General features: G+C 66.9%; 9 protein-coding genes. 4 read left to right on the forward strand and 5 right to left on the reverse strand.

What is annotated here, in order from left to right; genetic code table 11:
* Window positions 1-54 precede the first annotated feature (54 nt).
* Window positions 55-1,260, reverse strand: coding sequence for an efflux RND transporter periplasmic adaptor subunit (locus WBP06_RS11750; protein ID WP_395327741.1), 1,206 nt, complete (start codon window positions 1,258-1,260; stop codon window positions 55-57).
* Complete coding sequence (locus WBP06_RS11755; protein ID WP_395327744.1) at window positions 1,253-2,512, reverse strand: TolC family protein; 1,260 nt, start codon at window positions 2,510-2,512, stop codon at window positions 1,253-1,255. Before WBP06_RS11755 ends, WBP06_RS11750 begins: the two co-directional genes overlap by 8 nt.
* Window positions 2,513-2,711: 199 nt before the next feature.
* Between WBP06_RS11755 and WBP06_RS11760 the strand changes: the two genes are divergently transcribed.
* Together WBP06_RS11760 and WBP06_RS11765 are read left to right on the forward strand one after the other, a co-directional pair.
* On the forward strand, window positions 2,712-3,899 hold the full coding sequence (locus WBP06_RS11760) for a cytochrome P450 (protein ID WP_395327747.1): 1,188 nt from the start codon (window positions 2,712-2,714) through the stop codon (window positions 3,897-3,899).
* Between the two features lie 14 nt (window positions 3,900-3,913).
* The gene (locus WBP06_RS11765) at window positions 3,914-4,225 is read left to right on the forward strand and encodes a 2Fe-2S iron-sulfur cluster-binding protein (protein ID WP_395327750.1); all 312 of its coding nucleotides are present in this window, start codon (window positions 3,914-3,916) and stop codon (window positions 4,223-4,225) included.
* A gap of 222 nt (window positions 4,226-4,447) precedes the next feature.
* Here the strand turns inward: WBP06_RS11765 and pobA are convergent, their stop codons facing one another.
* Complete coding sequence (gene pobA / locus WBP06_RS11770) at window positions 4,448-5,617, reverse strand: 4-hydroxybenzoate 3-monooxygenase (protein WP_395327753.1); 1,170 nt, start codon at window positions 5,615-5,617, stop codon at window positions 4,448-4,450.
* 146 nt (window positions 5,618-5,763) lie between these two features.
* Here pobA and WBP06_RS11775 point away from each other — a divergent pair, with 146 nt between their 5' ends.
* Window positions 5,764-6,627 (forward strand): helix-turn-helix domain-containing protein, encoded by an 864-nt coding sequence (locus WBP06_RS11775; RefSeq protein ID WP_395327756.1) that lies wholly within the window; start codon window positions 5,764-5,766, stop codon window positions 6,625-6,627.
* 66 nt (window positions 6,628-6,693) lie between these two features.
* On the forward strand, window positions 6,694-8,301 hold the full coding sequence (locus WBP06_RS11780) for a SulP family inorganic anion transporter (RefSeq protein WP_395327758.1): 1,608 nt from the start codon (window positions 6,694-6,696) through the stop codon (window positions 8,299-8,301).
* A gap of 334 nt (window positions 8,302-8,635) precedes the next feature.
* Here the strand turns inward: WBP06_RS11780 and WBP06_RS11785 are convergent, their stop codons facing one another.
* Together WBP06_RS11785 and rhaI are read right to left on the reverse strand one after the other, a co-directional pair.
* Window positions 8,636-12,052 carry a glycosyl hydrolase gene (locus WBP06_RS11785; protein ID WP_395327761.1) on the reverse strand — a complete coding sequence of 1,139 codons (3,417 nt, stop codon included), beginning with the start codon at window positions 12,050-12,052 and terminating at the stop codon, window positions 8,636-8,638.
* Between the two features lie 149 nt (window positions 12,053-12,201).
* Window positions 12,202-13,494: an L-rhamnose catabolism isomerase gene (gene rhaI / locus WBP06_RS11790; protein ID WP_395327763.1), complete on the reverse strand. Its 1,293-nt coding sequence runs from the start codon at window positions 13,492-13,494 to the stop codon at window positions 12,202-12,204.
* Between the last annotated feature and the right edge of the window lie 149 nt (window positions 13,495-13,643).

The following is a 13,643-nucleotide window of genomic DNA, read 5'->3' on the forward strand; positions in this document are numbered from 1 at the left end:
AAAGCAAATGAATGGACCATGACCGATCGACCTCGATCCCGATCCATACTTGCACTACGGCTTCTGGGGCTGGTTGCGCCATCCCACGATGACTTCGGCACCGGGCCTGAGATCGTTGGCGAAGACTTCCGTGCGTTTGCCGTCGCCAGCGCCGGCCGAAACATAGACGCGACGCGGCTCTCCGTCGCCCGAGACGAGATAGATGCGCGGCTGATTGCGACCAGTCGAGTGAGCGCCAGCGTTGCCGGCGCCCGGGCTGCCCGGTTCAAAGGTAAGCGCCGCATCGGGTACCAGCAGCACGTTTTTCCGTTCCGGCAGAGCCACTTCCACCGTCGCACCCATGCCCGGGCGGATCGCATCGGTCGGCTTTTCCAGCGTGAAGACGGCGCGGCGCGATCCCGGTGCGTCGGCACGATCGGTCAGGATGCGGGCCAGCGTGGCCTGCTGCACTTCGTCCGGCATGGCATCCAGCCGCACTTGCGCCACGGTGCCCGCCTCCAGCCCGGCATTGCCCGCGCGGGCCAGCGGAATCTCGATTTCCAGCGTCTCGTCACTCGCGGCCAAAGTAAACAGCTTCATGCCCACGCGCACGCGCTGGCCGGTGCGGATATTGCGCTCCACCACATAGCCCGCGAACGGCGCGGTCACCACAGCGGCGGCCAGCTTCTCACTGTCGGCCTTCAGGCTGCTGCGCGCGGCGGCCACGCGCGCCTCGGCAGCGGTGACTTCGCGCGCGGTTCGCTCCGCAGCGGCGCGGGCGGCTTCCAACTCGTTGATCGCCGGCACGCGATGGCCGGATCGGCGCCAGACATCCTCGAACCGGGCCAGCTTCGCCGTTGCCTCATCCCGCGCGCCGCGCGCACCGGCAAGATCCGCTTCCGCCGCAGCCACCAGCGCGCGATCGGCGGTAAGCGTGCTGCGCAGCGGCTCGGCATCGATGGTGGCCAGGACCTGGCCCTTCTCCACCTTGCCGCCCGCCGGAACGCCTTCCGCCGTCACCGTGCCATCCAGCGCGGCAGCCAGCGCCACTTCGCCGCTGCCGTGCACGGTACCGCGTTCGGAGAGCAGCGGCGTGATGCCGCCCTGCTCCACCAGCGCGGTGTAATAGGGCGAATCGGTGCCACCCAGAAAGCGCACCAGCAACAGGATCAGCGCCACCACCGCCGCGGCCAACAGCAGGATGCGCAGCAGGTGCGTGCGGCCGCGCCGCGCACCGAACCCCAGAAAACTGTCGAGGGCGACCTCATCGCTCTCAGTCACAGCTGACGTCTCCCGCCGGCGGCGAAAGGTCGGCGGCCGACCAGCCATCGCCGCGCTGCAGGTGCAGGCGAATCATGCCCGAGGCCCGCTCCGCCCGCAGCCCCAGCCGCGCTTCCTCGACAGAGAGCGCCGACGCTTCCGCCACGTAGAGCGTCGCGAAATCGCCCATGCCGGCGCGGTAGGCGGAGCGCGCATCCTGCACCGCGCGGCGCGAACGCTCCCCGCTCTGCTCCAGCGGACCTTCACGGGTATCCAGCGCGACCAGCGACTGACGCGTGCGACCGATTTCGGCGCGGGCGTCCATTTCCGCCTTATCCAGCTCGGTCAGCCCCGCACGCAGCAGCGGTGGGGTGGAAGGGTCGGCGGGTTTGGCCTCGGCCGCATCGATATCGGCCTGCGTCATCTTCTCATGCTCGATCCGCGCCAGCAGGCGATAGCGCAGCGCCAGCAGGTCGGCCCGGTGGAGCGGGCCCTGGTCCGCCACGCCCGGTGGATCGCGCCCCAGATCGGGCACATCGCCCGTTTCGCCCAGCAGGGCGAGCAGCGCTGCATCGTCCATACCCGTCAGCCGCGCCAGTTCCGCCCGTGCCCGGTCGAAACGCCCGCGCGTGGCCGCCAGATCGGCATCGGCAACGCCCGCCATGCTGCTGCCGATGCCGCCGTCGATGGCGGTTACCAGTCCGGCCTGGCGGCGGAACTCGGCAATCGCGGCATTGTCGCGGAACTGATCCAGCCGCTCGGTACGTAGCACCAGAACCTTCTGCAGCCGCCGCACTTCCACATAGGCCAGCGCCACGGTGGCCGCGCGTTCGGCGCGGGCCTGGGCATAGGCATATGTGTCCGCCCGCAGCGACGCCGCGCGGGACAGGCCCTGGTCGGCGCCCACCAGCTTGCGCATCTTGCCGGTGATCCGGCGGTCTGCCGAGGCATCTTCCTGCATCTGCGCATTCAGCCGCGCGGCGCGGCAGGCCAGATCGTGATCGGCGGCAATCCCGCGCGCGATCAGGTCCGCCAGCAGCGGATCGCCGGCGTTTTTCCACCAATCGCCGTCAGCGGGCGCTTCCACCGCCGGCTCGGGCGGCTGCGGCAATTGCTCCGCCGGGCGCGCCTGTTCCGTGCACGCCGAAAGCGCACAGGCCATCGCCAATGCCAAAGGCAGGCCCATCACTCGCGAGGCCCGGTTCAATGCTCCAACGTTTCGCACGCGGGCAGCGATAGCAGCAAAGTCCGCAGAGGCAATCATACTGCGCATGCGAATACCCCAAGTTCTTGCGCGCAAGGACAAAAACGGATCGCCCACGCAGGCAAGCGAATGGCCCTCGCCCCGCCAGCATTCCGCCGATTGCTGCTGGCCAACTTCTGATCCATTGCGTATCATATCATCGAAACATCCGGTCGCACGAAAGCCGGAACGCACGGGGAGACGCAGGGTTGTCGGAAGGAGAACGGCCATGAACGCCGAAATCGCACAAACCGCCTGCCCGCATGCCGGGCGGGACGACCGCAAGAGCGCCCGCATCGCCGCCGCGAACCTTGCCCCGCAGGCGGGATCGCGCGTGGTCGGCTCCTTCGCGCTGGGGCGCGACGTGCTGCGATCGCCCAAGGTGCGGCAGGCCGGCGCCCATGCGGACGACACCAACATCACCAACCCGGACGAGGTTTCGTTCTTCTTCCTGGACGGGGACTTGCACCGCAAGCGTCGCGCCGCCGTGGCCGGGCTGTTCACGCCCAAGACCATCGTCACCCGCCACCATGTCGTGATGCATCGCACCATGGACCAGCTCGTCGCCCGGCTGCGCGAAGGCAAGCCGCTGCCGCTGGATGAATTGAGCTTCCAGATGGCGGTGGACGTGACGGCGGAAATCGTCGGCCTGACGGACAGCGACAGCAATGCGAACCTCGCTCGCCGGGTGAAGGCGGTGCTGGACAGTTCGCTGGATCGCCGCCCCGGCTGGCTGGGCAACCTGATCTTCAATGCCAAGATGCTGCTGCGCGTCGGCCGGTTCTACCGCAACGACATGGCCCCCGCGATCGCTGCCCGGCGCAAGCAGCCGCGCGACGATGTGATCTCGTTCATGGTGAGCGAGAATTACTCGCGCAAGGCGATGATCATGGAGTGCCTCAGCTACGGCGGCGCCGGGATGATGACCACGCGGGAATTCATCGTCATGGCCGCCTGGCACCTGTTCGACAAACCCGACCTCCGCGACCGCTACCTGACCGGGGGCGAGGCGGACCAGTCGGCCATTCTGGAGGAAATCCTGCGGCTGGAGCCCGTCGCCTCCATGCTCCATCGCCGCGCGGTGGAGCCGCAGCCGGGGGTGATGGAAGATGGCGAAGTGCTCTGCGTCTCGATCCGGGAAGCCAATGTGGACGAGGCGATCACCGGCCCCTGCCCCTTCGAACTCGATCCCGACCGGGCGAAGCGGATGAAAGTGGTCGGCCCCTACATGAGCTTCGGCGACGGCCCGCACCGCTGCCCCGGCGCACAAGTGGCGCTGCACGAGACGCGGATTTTCCTGGACCGCATGTTTCGCCTGCCCGGCATCCGGCTGGTTTCGGAGCCGAAGATCATCTGGAACAGCTTCATCCAGGGCTACGAACTGCGCGGGGCGCTTGTCGCCTGCGATCCGGCCTGACGCCGATGGTACGTGTGACGTTCATCGACGCCGGAGGCACCGTGCGCGAGATCGAGGCGAGCGAGGGCTTGTCCCTGATGGAAAACGCCGTCGCCAACGGAATCGACGCGATCGAGGCGGTCTGCGGCGGGAACTGCTATTGCGGCACCTGCCGCGTGCATCTGACGCCCGAGTGGTTCGATCGGCTGGGGCCGCCGGGGGAGTACGAGGGGCCGGTGATCGAGACGTCCGGCGACGAGCATCCTAGGGTGCGGCTTTCGTGCCAACTTGCGGTGACGGGGGAATTTGAGGGGTTGGTGGTGGAGACGCCTGCGTCGCAAAGCTGATGCGTGGATAGAGCAGGTGCGACCCGGTCCGCTCCCGCCCCACTTAACCCCTACCCGTCATCCCCGCGAAGGCGGGGATCCCGCTTGCTTCTTCCTTCACGCTGCAGTCGCAAAGAAAAGGCGGGGCCCCCGCCTGCGCGGGGGCGACGAGTGTTATTGTGCGGCATTTGGGATCGGGCCTTCAGGCACTCGGCCTTCAGCCCGATGGCATAGGCCGCGAAGTCAGACCGGCAGCCCCACGTAGTTCTCGGCAATCACCCGCCGCGCGTGCTCGCTCGATGCGATGTAGTCCAGTTCGGCTAGCTGCATGCGACGCTCGAACGGGCCGTCCTCGGGGAAGCGGTGCATCAGCTTGGTCAGCGACCAGCTGAACCGTTCTGATGCCCAGACGCGGCGGAGGGCCTTGGCGGAATAGCCGACGATGGCGTCGTTATCCGCCCGCTTGAAGAACCCGGTCAGCGCCTCGCATGCATAATAGACGTCGCTGGCGGCTAGGTTCAGGCCCTTGGCGCCGGTGGGCGGCACGATATGCGCAGCGTCACCGCAAAGTATCAGGCTGCCGTGGCGCATCGGCTCGAACACGAAGGAGCGCAGCGGCGCGATGGACTTTTCGATCGAGGGCCCCCGCGTGATGTGCGCGGCGGCATCGGGGCCGAGGCGGATCGACAGCTCATCCCAGATGCGGTCGTCACTCCAGTCTTCCAGCTTCTCGGTCAGCGGCACGTCCACATAATAGCGGCTGCGCGTGTGGCTGCGCTGCGAAGCGAGCGCGAAGCCGCGTTCATGGTGGGCGTAGATCAGTTCGTGGTTGCACGGCGGCACGTCGGCCAGGATGCCCAGCCAGCCGAACGGATAGACACGCTCGAACGTCTGGCCGACGCTGGCCGGGATCGCCTGGCGCGAGGGGCCGTGGAAGCCGTCGCAGCCGACGATGAAGCGCGCGTCGATGCGGTGCTCGGCGCCATCCTTGGTATAGGTGACGTAGGGCGCGTCGCTCTCGATATCGTACAGCGCGACGTCGGCGGCCTGGTAGATCACTTCGAGCCCGCGTTCCTCGGTGGCTTCCATCAGGTCGCGCGTCAGTTCGGTCTGGCCGTAGACCATGACCTGCTTGCCGGTCAGCGCCTTGATGTCGATGCGGATCAGGCGCTCGCCATCGGCAAGGTTGAAGCCATCGTGCGGCAGGCCTTCTTCCTTCATGCGGGCATCGAGGCCGAGGCGCTCCATCAACGCGACGGTGCCCTGTTCCAACACGCCGGCACGAATGCGCGAGAGCACGTAATCACCGGTCTGACGTTCGAGGACGACGCAGTCGATGCCATCGGCCCGCAGCAGGTGGCCGAGAAGCAGGCCGGCAGGGCCTGCGCCGATGATGGCGACTTGGGTACGCATAGATCCTTCTCCCGATCGGGCGCGCCGCTTGGGGCACCGCGACACTTACCTTTGGACTTGCCCTTGGATTGACACCGCAGCGGCTTTGGCGGAATGCACCGGACGGCCATTGTTCCGGTACTTTCAGGACATATCCGAGTCTCACCATGTCAGTTCCACGTCCCGTTCCCAGCTATGTGCTCTATGGTGAGGAGATCGCCGAAAGCCCTGCGGAATTCGGACATATCGAGACGATTGCGGCGCGAAGTTCCTTGCACGATTGGGAAATCGCCCCGCATCGCCATGTCCGCGGCGTGCAGGTCATGCTGGTATCGAAGGGACAGGTAACTCTCACCGTCGACGATACGACCGAGACTCTGGAGGCGCCCTGCCACATCGTGATCCCCAGCGGCAGCATCCACGGCTTCCGCTTCCGGCCGGAGACGGTGGGCTATGTCCTGATGCTCAGCAGCGCTTTCGCGGAACGGCGCAGCGGCCCCGGCGATCCGCTGCTTCACGCCGCCACGCATGGCTGCTTCGCGCCGACCCCGCCGGAAGTGCTGGAACGGGTGGAGTTTCTCTGCTCCGAAATGCTGGGCATCCCGCAGGACTGGCGGCGGCCGAACGCGCTGTTTCTATCGATGGCAGAGGCGCTGCTGCGCTCGCTGCTGCCGGAAGAGGAAGCGGCCGACGATGGCGGCGGCGACCAGCGCATTTCGCATCTGCGCCATCTGGTGGAATTGCACTTTCGCGACCAATTGCCAGTGGGCTGGTATGCGGAGCGGCTGGGTATGACCACGCGCACGCTCACCCGCCTTACCCGCGCGCGACTGGACTGCACGCCGCAGGACCTGCTCCACGCCCGCCTTGCGCTGGAGGCGCAGCGGCTGCTGTGCTTCGCCAATGCCAGCGTGGTGCAGGTGTCCAACGAACTGGGCTTTTCGGACCCTTCGTACTTCTCGCGCTTCTACTTGCGGATGACCGGGCATCGCCCACACCTCGACAAGTCCACCCATGCGCACGAAGCATGATGTATTCGGCCGCCGCAACGCGGTAGGATAAAGGTTTGGAAGAGCGATGAAAGGCCCGGCTCCGCGATGACCAAACCCGTCTGGCGCGATGGATTGACCGGCCTTGCCATGGCCGGGCTGATCCTGCCGGAAAGCGTCGCCTATGCGGAGATCGCCGGCCTTGCGCCCGGCCGCGCGCTGGCGGCGGCGATCGCGGGCGGGCTGGCCTATGTATTGATCGGGCGCAGCCGGTTCGCAGTGGTTTCCCCCACCTCCTCCGCCGCCGCGATTCTGGCAGCGACGCTGGCCAGCCTGTCCGCTACCGGACCCGCGCGAGAGGGGCTGGCGACGGTGCTGGTGGGGATGACCGGGCTGATCTTCCTGCTGCTCTCTCTACTGCGGCTGGGCAGTCTGGCGGGGTTCGTCTCGCGCCCGGTGCTGCGCGGTTTCGCCTTTGGGCTGGCGATCACCATCATCGTGCGGCAGCTGCCGGCGATCGCGGGCATCGCGGCCCCTTCGGGCACGATCTTCACGGTGCTGGGCTCACTGGGCATGCGCGCGGCCGAGTGGCACCCGGCCAGTTGCCTGCTCGGCGTGGCGACCTTGGCCCTCTTGCTGGCGCTGCGCCGCGCGCCGCAAGTACCCGGCGCGCTGATCGTGCTCGCCTTGGCCATCGCGCTGGGCGCGGCGGTGGACCTGCCCGCCCACGGCATCGCCATTGCCGGGCCGGTCGGCCTCGGCTGGCCGGACAGCACATGGCCATCCTCCACCACCGCCCTTGCCCGGCTGGTGCAACTGGCGGCGCCGATCGCGCTGATCCTGTTCGCCGAAAGCTGGGGCACCATGCGCACGCTGGCGCTGCGCCATGGCGACACCCTCTCGGCCGATCGCGAACTGGCCGCGCTGGGCGCCGCCAACCTCGCCTCCGCGCTGGTGCAGGGCATGCCGGTGGGCGCGGGCTTCTCGGCTGGATCGGCCAACGAGGCGGCGGGCGCGTCCAGTCGCTGGGCGGCGACGGCGGCCAGTCTGGCGCTGCTGGCGATGGCGCTGTTCGCCTCCGGCTGGATCGCGCGCATTCCGCAGCCGATGCTGGCCGCCATCGTCATCGCCGCGCTGACCCACGCGCTGACGCCGGGGCCATTGCTGCACTTGTTCCGCATTCGCCGCGATCACTGGGTGGCGGTGGCGGCCGTGGCCGGGGTGCTGGCCTTCGGCGTGCTCAACGGCATGTTGCTGGCGGTGCTGCTGTCGATCATGCACTTGCTCTACGAACTGGCGAACCCCTCGATCAGCGAGCTGGGCCAGCTGGGCGACGGGCACGAATTCGTCGATCTGGCGCGCCATGCCGATGCGCATCCATTGCCAGGCGTGGCGATCTACCGGCCCAACGGCCAGCTTGTCTTCGCCAATGCCGAAACGGTGCTGGGCGCCATCGCCCGACGTGCACGGGCGAGCACGGCGCGGGTCATCGTGCTGAGCCTGGAGGAAAGCAACGACCTGGACAGCACGGCGATCGAGGTCGTCTCCGAATTCGCGCAGAGCATGGACAAGGCGGGCAAGCACGTAATCCTCGCCCGCGCACATGACCGGGTGCGGGACGTGCTGGCGGCAGCGGGATGCGATGTGCTGGCGGGGGGATCGACTTTCAGCGTGGCGCAAGCGGCGAGGCGCGCAGTGGAGCAGGCCGGGGAATAGACTGGTGCCGGTCGTGACCGGCAAACTCACGCTCTCAAAACAAACCTCGTCGCCCTCGCGAATGCGGGGGCCCCGCTCTCTTCTTCAACCTCTCACCGTGGCGCAAGACAAGCGGGATCCCCGCCTTCGCGGGGATGACGGGGTTATGTATTGAGATGTTGGTCTTTCGACGGCTGCGGTAGTGCCGACGGATATGTCCTCCCCGGCACGGGGAGGTGGCAGTCCGCAGGACTGACGGAGGGGATTCGCATCCTCACGCGACATTCGCGCGAGCCGCTAGTCCCCTCCACCACCCTGCGGGCGGTCCCCCTCCCCGTGCCGGGGAGGACCTAAGTTACTTCCCGCCTTGCAGCACCACCGGCCCGATCAGGCCAGAGGCGCGCAACGGCGCGTCCGGCTTGTAGGTCGGCATCGCCGTCCAGGTGATCTTCTGCGCCCCCGGCTGGGCATCGCCGATCAGGCGATTGACCCAGAGGTTCGCCACTTTCACCTCGATCGTGTTGGCGCCGCTCTTCACCGCCTTGCCGATGTCCAGGCGATAGGGCGCATGCCATACCGCGCCGACCGACTGGCCGTTCACGCGCACTTCGGCCAGATCGCCCACTTGCCCAAGGTCCAGCCACAGCGGCTGCCCGGCCTTCGCCCCCTTCGGCAGCGTGAAGCTGCGCGAATAAGTCGCCTCGCCCGAGAAGTACTTCACGCCCGGCGCGGCATTCTCGTTCAGCGGAGCCAGCTTCGCCATCTGGATCGAAGCGGGCGCGCCGCGATCCGCCTGGAAGCGCACCGTCCAGCCGTCATCCAGCGAGGCCAGCGCCTGCGGTTTCGGCGCCGTCACCGTCAGGCTCTGGGCACTGGCAGGCTTGCGGAACACCACGAAGACGGCGTCATCGGTCACCAGATTGAGCGGCACCACCGTCTCGCCATTCTCGATGCGGTAGCTGACCGGCTCGTGCGATCCGGTTTCGGGGTGCCAAAGTTCGGGCACTTTGCCGGTGACGCGGAAATGCGCCTCTATGCTCTGCGCGCTCGCCTGCGGATTGGAGAGGTAGTAGATCTCGCCCGCATCGTCGCGACGATGGACGAACGGAATCTTCGCCCCCGCCGTGCCGCCGGTGAAAGCGAAGTCCGGCGCGACGCCAAGCGTCTTCAGCGCGCCTTCCGCATCCTTGCTGGCGATCACGCGGCCTTTGCCGACCTTGGCGTCACCGCTACCCGGCCAGAGCTTTGCGACCAGCGCCGACCATTCGCCGCTCTCGCCGCTCTGACTTGCCATCATGCTGGGGGTCGAGGTCGGCGCTTCGCCGATTACGGTCGCCCCGCCATCGACCAGCGCGGCCAGCTTCTTCAGCGCGCCCAAGGTCATGCGTTGCGACGATCCGCCAAGGTAGATCGCGCGGTAGCGGGCCCCGCTCGGCGCGACGACTTCGTCGCCATCGTTGCTGAGCAACCCGGTCAGCGCATCGGCGCTGAGGAAGTCATAAGCGTGGGTCACCGGGGCATCGGCCACCGGCTTGTCGCCATAGAGCCCGGTCAGCGGCGCTTCCTCGCCATAGAAATAGGCGACATCGGCGACGTTGCGGCCTTCCTGCAGCAGCAGCGACGAGCGCGAGATGTAGTCCACCCAGGGCTTCGCCATCTCGCCCCAGCTTTCCATCCGGTTGAAATACTGGCCGAAGATGAAGAGCGAGAGGCCGGGCTTCTTGTCATCCACCGGCACGTGGACGGAGGTGTGCACGACCGGACGGTTGACGCCGGTGATGAACTCCAGATCGATGATCCGCTTCAGATCTTTCGGCGCGAAGTTCCACGGGTTGAGCGCGGCGGTCATCGATTCCGCCGCGACAAGGTTCTGCCCATAGAGGTGCGCCACCGAAGCCGCGCCCTTGATATCGGCCAGATAGCTGGGGTTCGGCCCCTGTTCGCGCGAATGAGTCCACATCGCGGCCATCGGCACATCGGTGTGGCTGCGCATGGTCATGTCGTCACCCAGCGAAGGCCGGTGATCTTCCAGCGCCTCGCCATAGACTTTCAACCCGTTCTCGTGCGCCACCTTGGCAACGGTGCCGTAGTGCTCGCTGGCCATCAGGTCCGCCAGAGTGCGGCGATAGTCGTAAAGGAAGCGGTCGCTATCCTCACGACTGCCGATCAGGGTGCCAGTGATCGCGGGCAGCCACGGCGTCGGGTCGTAGCCGCGCAGGCGCTTGAACTGCTCCACCATCTTCGGCGTCCAGTTGGCGGCGCCAACCTCGATCGAGTCCGTCAGCAGCGCCCGCACGCCGCGCTGGCCGACCATGTCCGCGCCGGCGGCATCCTTGTACATGCCGATGTAGTGATCGAGGTAGCGGCGCACCGCGTCACCATCGAACTTGTCCACCTCAAGCCCGGTCGCCTCCGGCGGCGCGGGGTGGTTGGTGGTGCCCAGCAGCGAATAGCCGAAGCGGATCACGCGCCAGTTTCCAGCGGGCGGCGTCCAGTCGAGCGTGCCGTCGGCGCGCAGCTTGCCGGTCAGGTCGATCACCTTGGCAACGTCCGCGCCCTTGGCGCCGTCGCCCGGCGTGCCCAGTGCATAGTAATCGTGCGGGATCGCGTAGCCGGCCTTGAGCTGCGACTGATCGATCACCGCTTCCGGCGAAAGGCGCAGGTCGACAAGGCGGAACGGCATTTTCGCCGCGCCGCCCATCATCGCGCCGAAATCCATCGCGATGCCCGGCGCCGGAGCGCCCATGTTCGACATGGCGGGCATCAGCGGCGTCAGCACCACGCGGAACTGGCGCGCCGTCACCGGCGCGAAGGCGATCGTGGTGGGCACCTGCTCGACATGGAAATCGGCAATCTTGCGCCAGGTCTTCCCGTCGTCGCTGGCTTCCAGACTGGGGGCAACCGAAGGCCCGCCGAACATCAGCCGCGCACCGGGCAGGAAGATCGAGGCCGAGCGGATCGTCTGCGGCTTGTCATAGCTCAGCAGCACCGCATTGGGCTGTTCCGGTGTGCCGTGGGGCACGTCGATGCCGGTGTTGAGGTCGCTGTCGCCGATGGCCTTACCGTCGATCGCGGTGCCGTCACCCAGCGACGCGCGCGGGATCGCCAGCGCGGCAGTGGCCATCGGCACCGCCAGCACGGCAACGTCCTGATAGTGCTGCGGCGGCTGCTCCCCCTTCTGGCCCGAAATCATCTCTTCGATGCTCTTACCCATCGGCAGGTCCTGATAGGGCCCGGTAACACCCGGGGGCGAAGCCAACTTGCCGGCAAAGCGCTTGCCGCCGGTAACCTGCGTTTCGCTCCAGACCAGCTTCTTCAAGCCGTCTTGCGGCTGCACCCAGGGGCCACCGGTTTCGGACCAGCCGGGCGAGGCGGCAATGGCCAGTTCCAGCCCCTGCCGGTCCGCCTCATGCGCGGCGAAGCGGAAGGCGTCCTTCCACTCCGGCGTCATGTAGACCAGGCGGTGATCGACCACTTGCGGAGTCTGGAGATTGGCGTCGAAGTTCTGGAGGCCGCCGATGCCGACGCGCTTCATCCACGCCATGTCCTTGGCGATGCCGTCCTTGGAGATATTGCCGTTCATCCAGTGCCACCAGACGCGCGGGCGGGCGGAATTGGGCGGATCGCGGAACTGTTCTTCCAGCGGCGCGGATGAGGCAGCGGGCGCAGCAGCAGGTGCGGCCTGCTGCTGCGCCAGAGACGGCACGGCGACAAGCGCCGTAGCCAAAGAGGTTGCGGCGCAAAGCACGGTACGAAGCGAATGGATCGGCATAGTCCCTCCCGGATCCAGATGGTTGTGTGGATTTTTATTGTCGTGATTGTTCTGTTCTTGCCCTGCCGCCGGGACGGTTGCGTCCCGGCGAAAAGGGTTTTTCGGCGGGGCCTGGGAAGCCCCTTAGCGCCGAAGAGTTTGGCGCGGGATCAGACGATCCCGGCGCCCAGGCCCACAGCCGCGCGTTCCTGCGCCTTGCGGTCGCGCCAGCGGCTTTCGCGATAGACGCCCAGCACATCCGCCGCGCCGCCCGCCTCTACGCGCGCCATGGCGAGAATGGGCGACACATCGACGTTGTAGGCCCGGCGCAGCGCCTGGAAGGCCATCATCGTGTCGTTGGCTTCCTGCGCCAGATGCAGCGCCTCGCGGTCGACCAGCAGCGCCTTGGCATAGCAGGAGCCGATGGCTTCGGCGGAGGACAGCATCGATTCGATCGGGTCGGTCACGTTATGCGACTGGTCGATCATGTAGGCGGGGCGGAACCCGTCACGCGGGGCCAATTCGGCCTCGACCAGTTCGTTGAACACCAGGAACAGCTGGTGCGGGTTGATCGATCCGGAATCGAGATCGTCGTCGCCGTACTTGCTGTCGTTGAAGTGGAAGCCGCCCAGCTTGCCGAAGCGGTGGAGGCGGGCCACGATCTGTTCGATGTTCACGTTGGGCGCATGATGGCCCAGGTCGACCAGGCACTTGGCCTTGGGGCCCAGTTCCTGCGCGGCGAGGATCGACGAACCCCAGTCGCTGATGACGGTGGAGTAGAACGCCGGTTCGAACATCTTGTGTTCCAGCAGCATCCGCCAGTCGTCCGGCAGCGCGGCGTAGACCTGTGCGGCAGCGTCCAGATAACGATCGAGGCTGCGGCCAAGGTCCTGCTGGCCGGGGAAGTTGGTGCCGTCACCCACCCACACGGTCAGGTCGGTGGAGCCGAGCTGCTGGCCGATCTCGATGCATTCGATGTTGTGTTCGATCGCCTGCTGGCGCGTCGCCTCGATCGTCGAGGAGAGCGAACCGGTGGCGTAAGTGTGCGCCTGATCCTTCTGATCCTGGAAGGTGTTGGAGTTCACCGCATCGAAGCCGAGGCCAAGGCTGGCGGCCTCTTCGCGCAGCGCCTTGTAATCGCTCACCTTGTCCCACGGGAAGTGGGGCGAAACGCGCGGCGTCAGGCGCGAAAGCTGGTTGATGACGGCACAGTCTTCCAGCTTCTCGTGAATGTTGGTGGGCTCGCCGGCGAGCGGGAACTTGGCGAAGCGCGTGCCGCCACGGCCCGCACCCCACGACGGGACGGCGACCGAGAAACCGGCGACCTTGTCCTTGATCGCGTCGATGGCGATGCCCGAACGCTCCAGCTTGCGGCCGAGCGAGGCGTATTCGTCCTCCAGCGCATCCGCAGCGCGGGCATTGGCTTCGGCGATCAGTTCATCCGAAATCGGCAGTTTGCTCATTCTCGTATCCTCTAGCCCGGTTTTGTCTGAAATCCGCCGTGGGCGGATTTTGCGGCGCCGGCCCGCTCCCCCACCCGACCACCCGACGATAGTACCCTATGGGTGGTCGGGTGGGTGAGCGGGCCGGCGCCGCATGGGAAATGCGCTAT

Source organism: Novosphingobium mississippiense, assembly GCF_044029535.1.
In the GTDB taxonomy this organism is placed as follows: Bacteria; Pseudomonadota; Alphaproteobacteria; order Sphingomonadales; family Sphingomonadaceae; genus Novosphingobium.

Excerpts from the sequence above, each read along its gene's own strand:
- rhaI (WP_395327763.1), bottom strand. The coding sequence starts at position 13,494 with ATGAGCAAACTGCCGATTTCGGATGAACTGATCGCCGAAGCCAATGCC.
- WBP06_RS11775 (WP_395327756.1), top strand. The coding sequence starts at position 5,764 with ATGTCAGTTCCACGTCCCGTTCCCAGCTATGTGCTCTATGGTGAGGAG.
- pobA (WP_395327753.1), bottom strand. The coding sequence starts at position 5,617 with ATGCGTACCCAAGTCGCCATCATCGGCGCAGGCCCTGCCGGCCTGCTT.
- WBP06_RS11760 (WP_395327747.1), top strand. The coding sequence starts at position 2,712 with ATGAACGCCGAAATCGCACAAACCGCCTGCCCGCATGCCGGGCGGGAC.
- WBP06_RS11755 (WP_395327744.1), bottom strand. The coding sequence starts at position 2,512 with ATGCGCAGTATGATTGCCTCTGCGGACTTTGCTGCTATCGCTGCCCGC.
- WBP06_RS11785 (WP_395327761.1), bottom strand. The coding sequence starts at position 12,052 with ATGCCGATCCATTCGCTTCGTACCGTGCTTTGCGCCGCAACCTCTTTG.
- WBP06_RS11780 (WP_395327758.1), top strand. The coding sequence starts at position 6,694 with ATGACCAAACCCGTCTGGCGCGATGGATTGACCGGCCTTGCCATGGCC.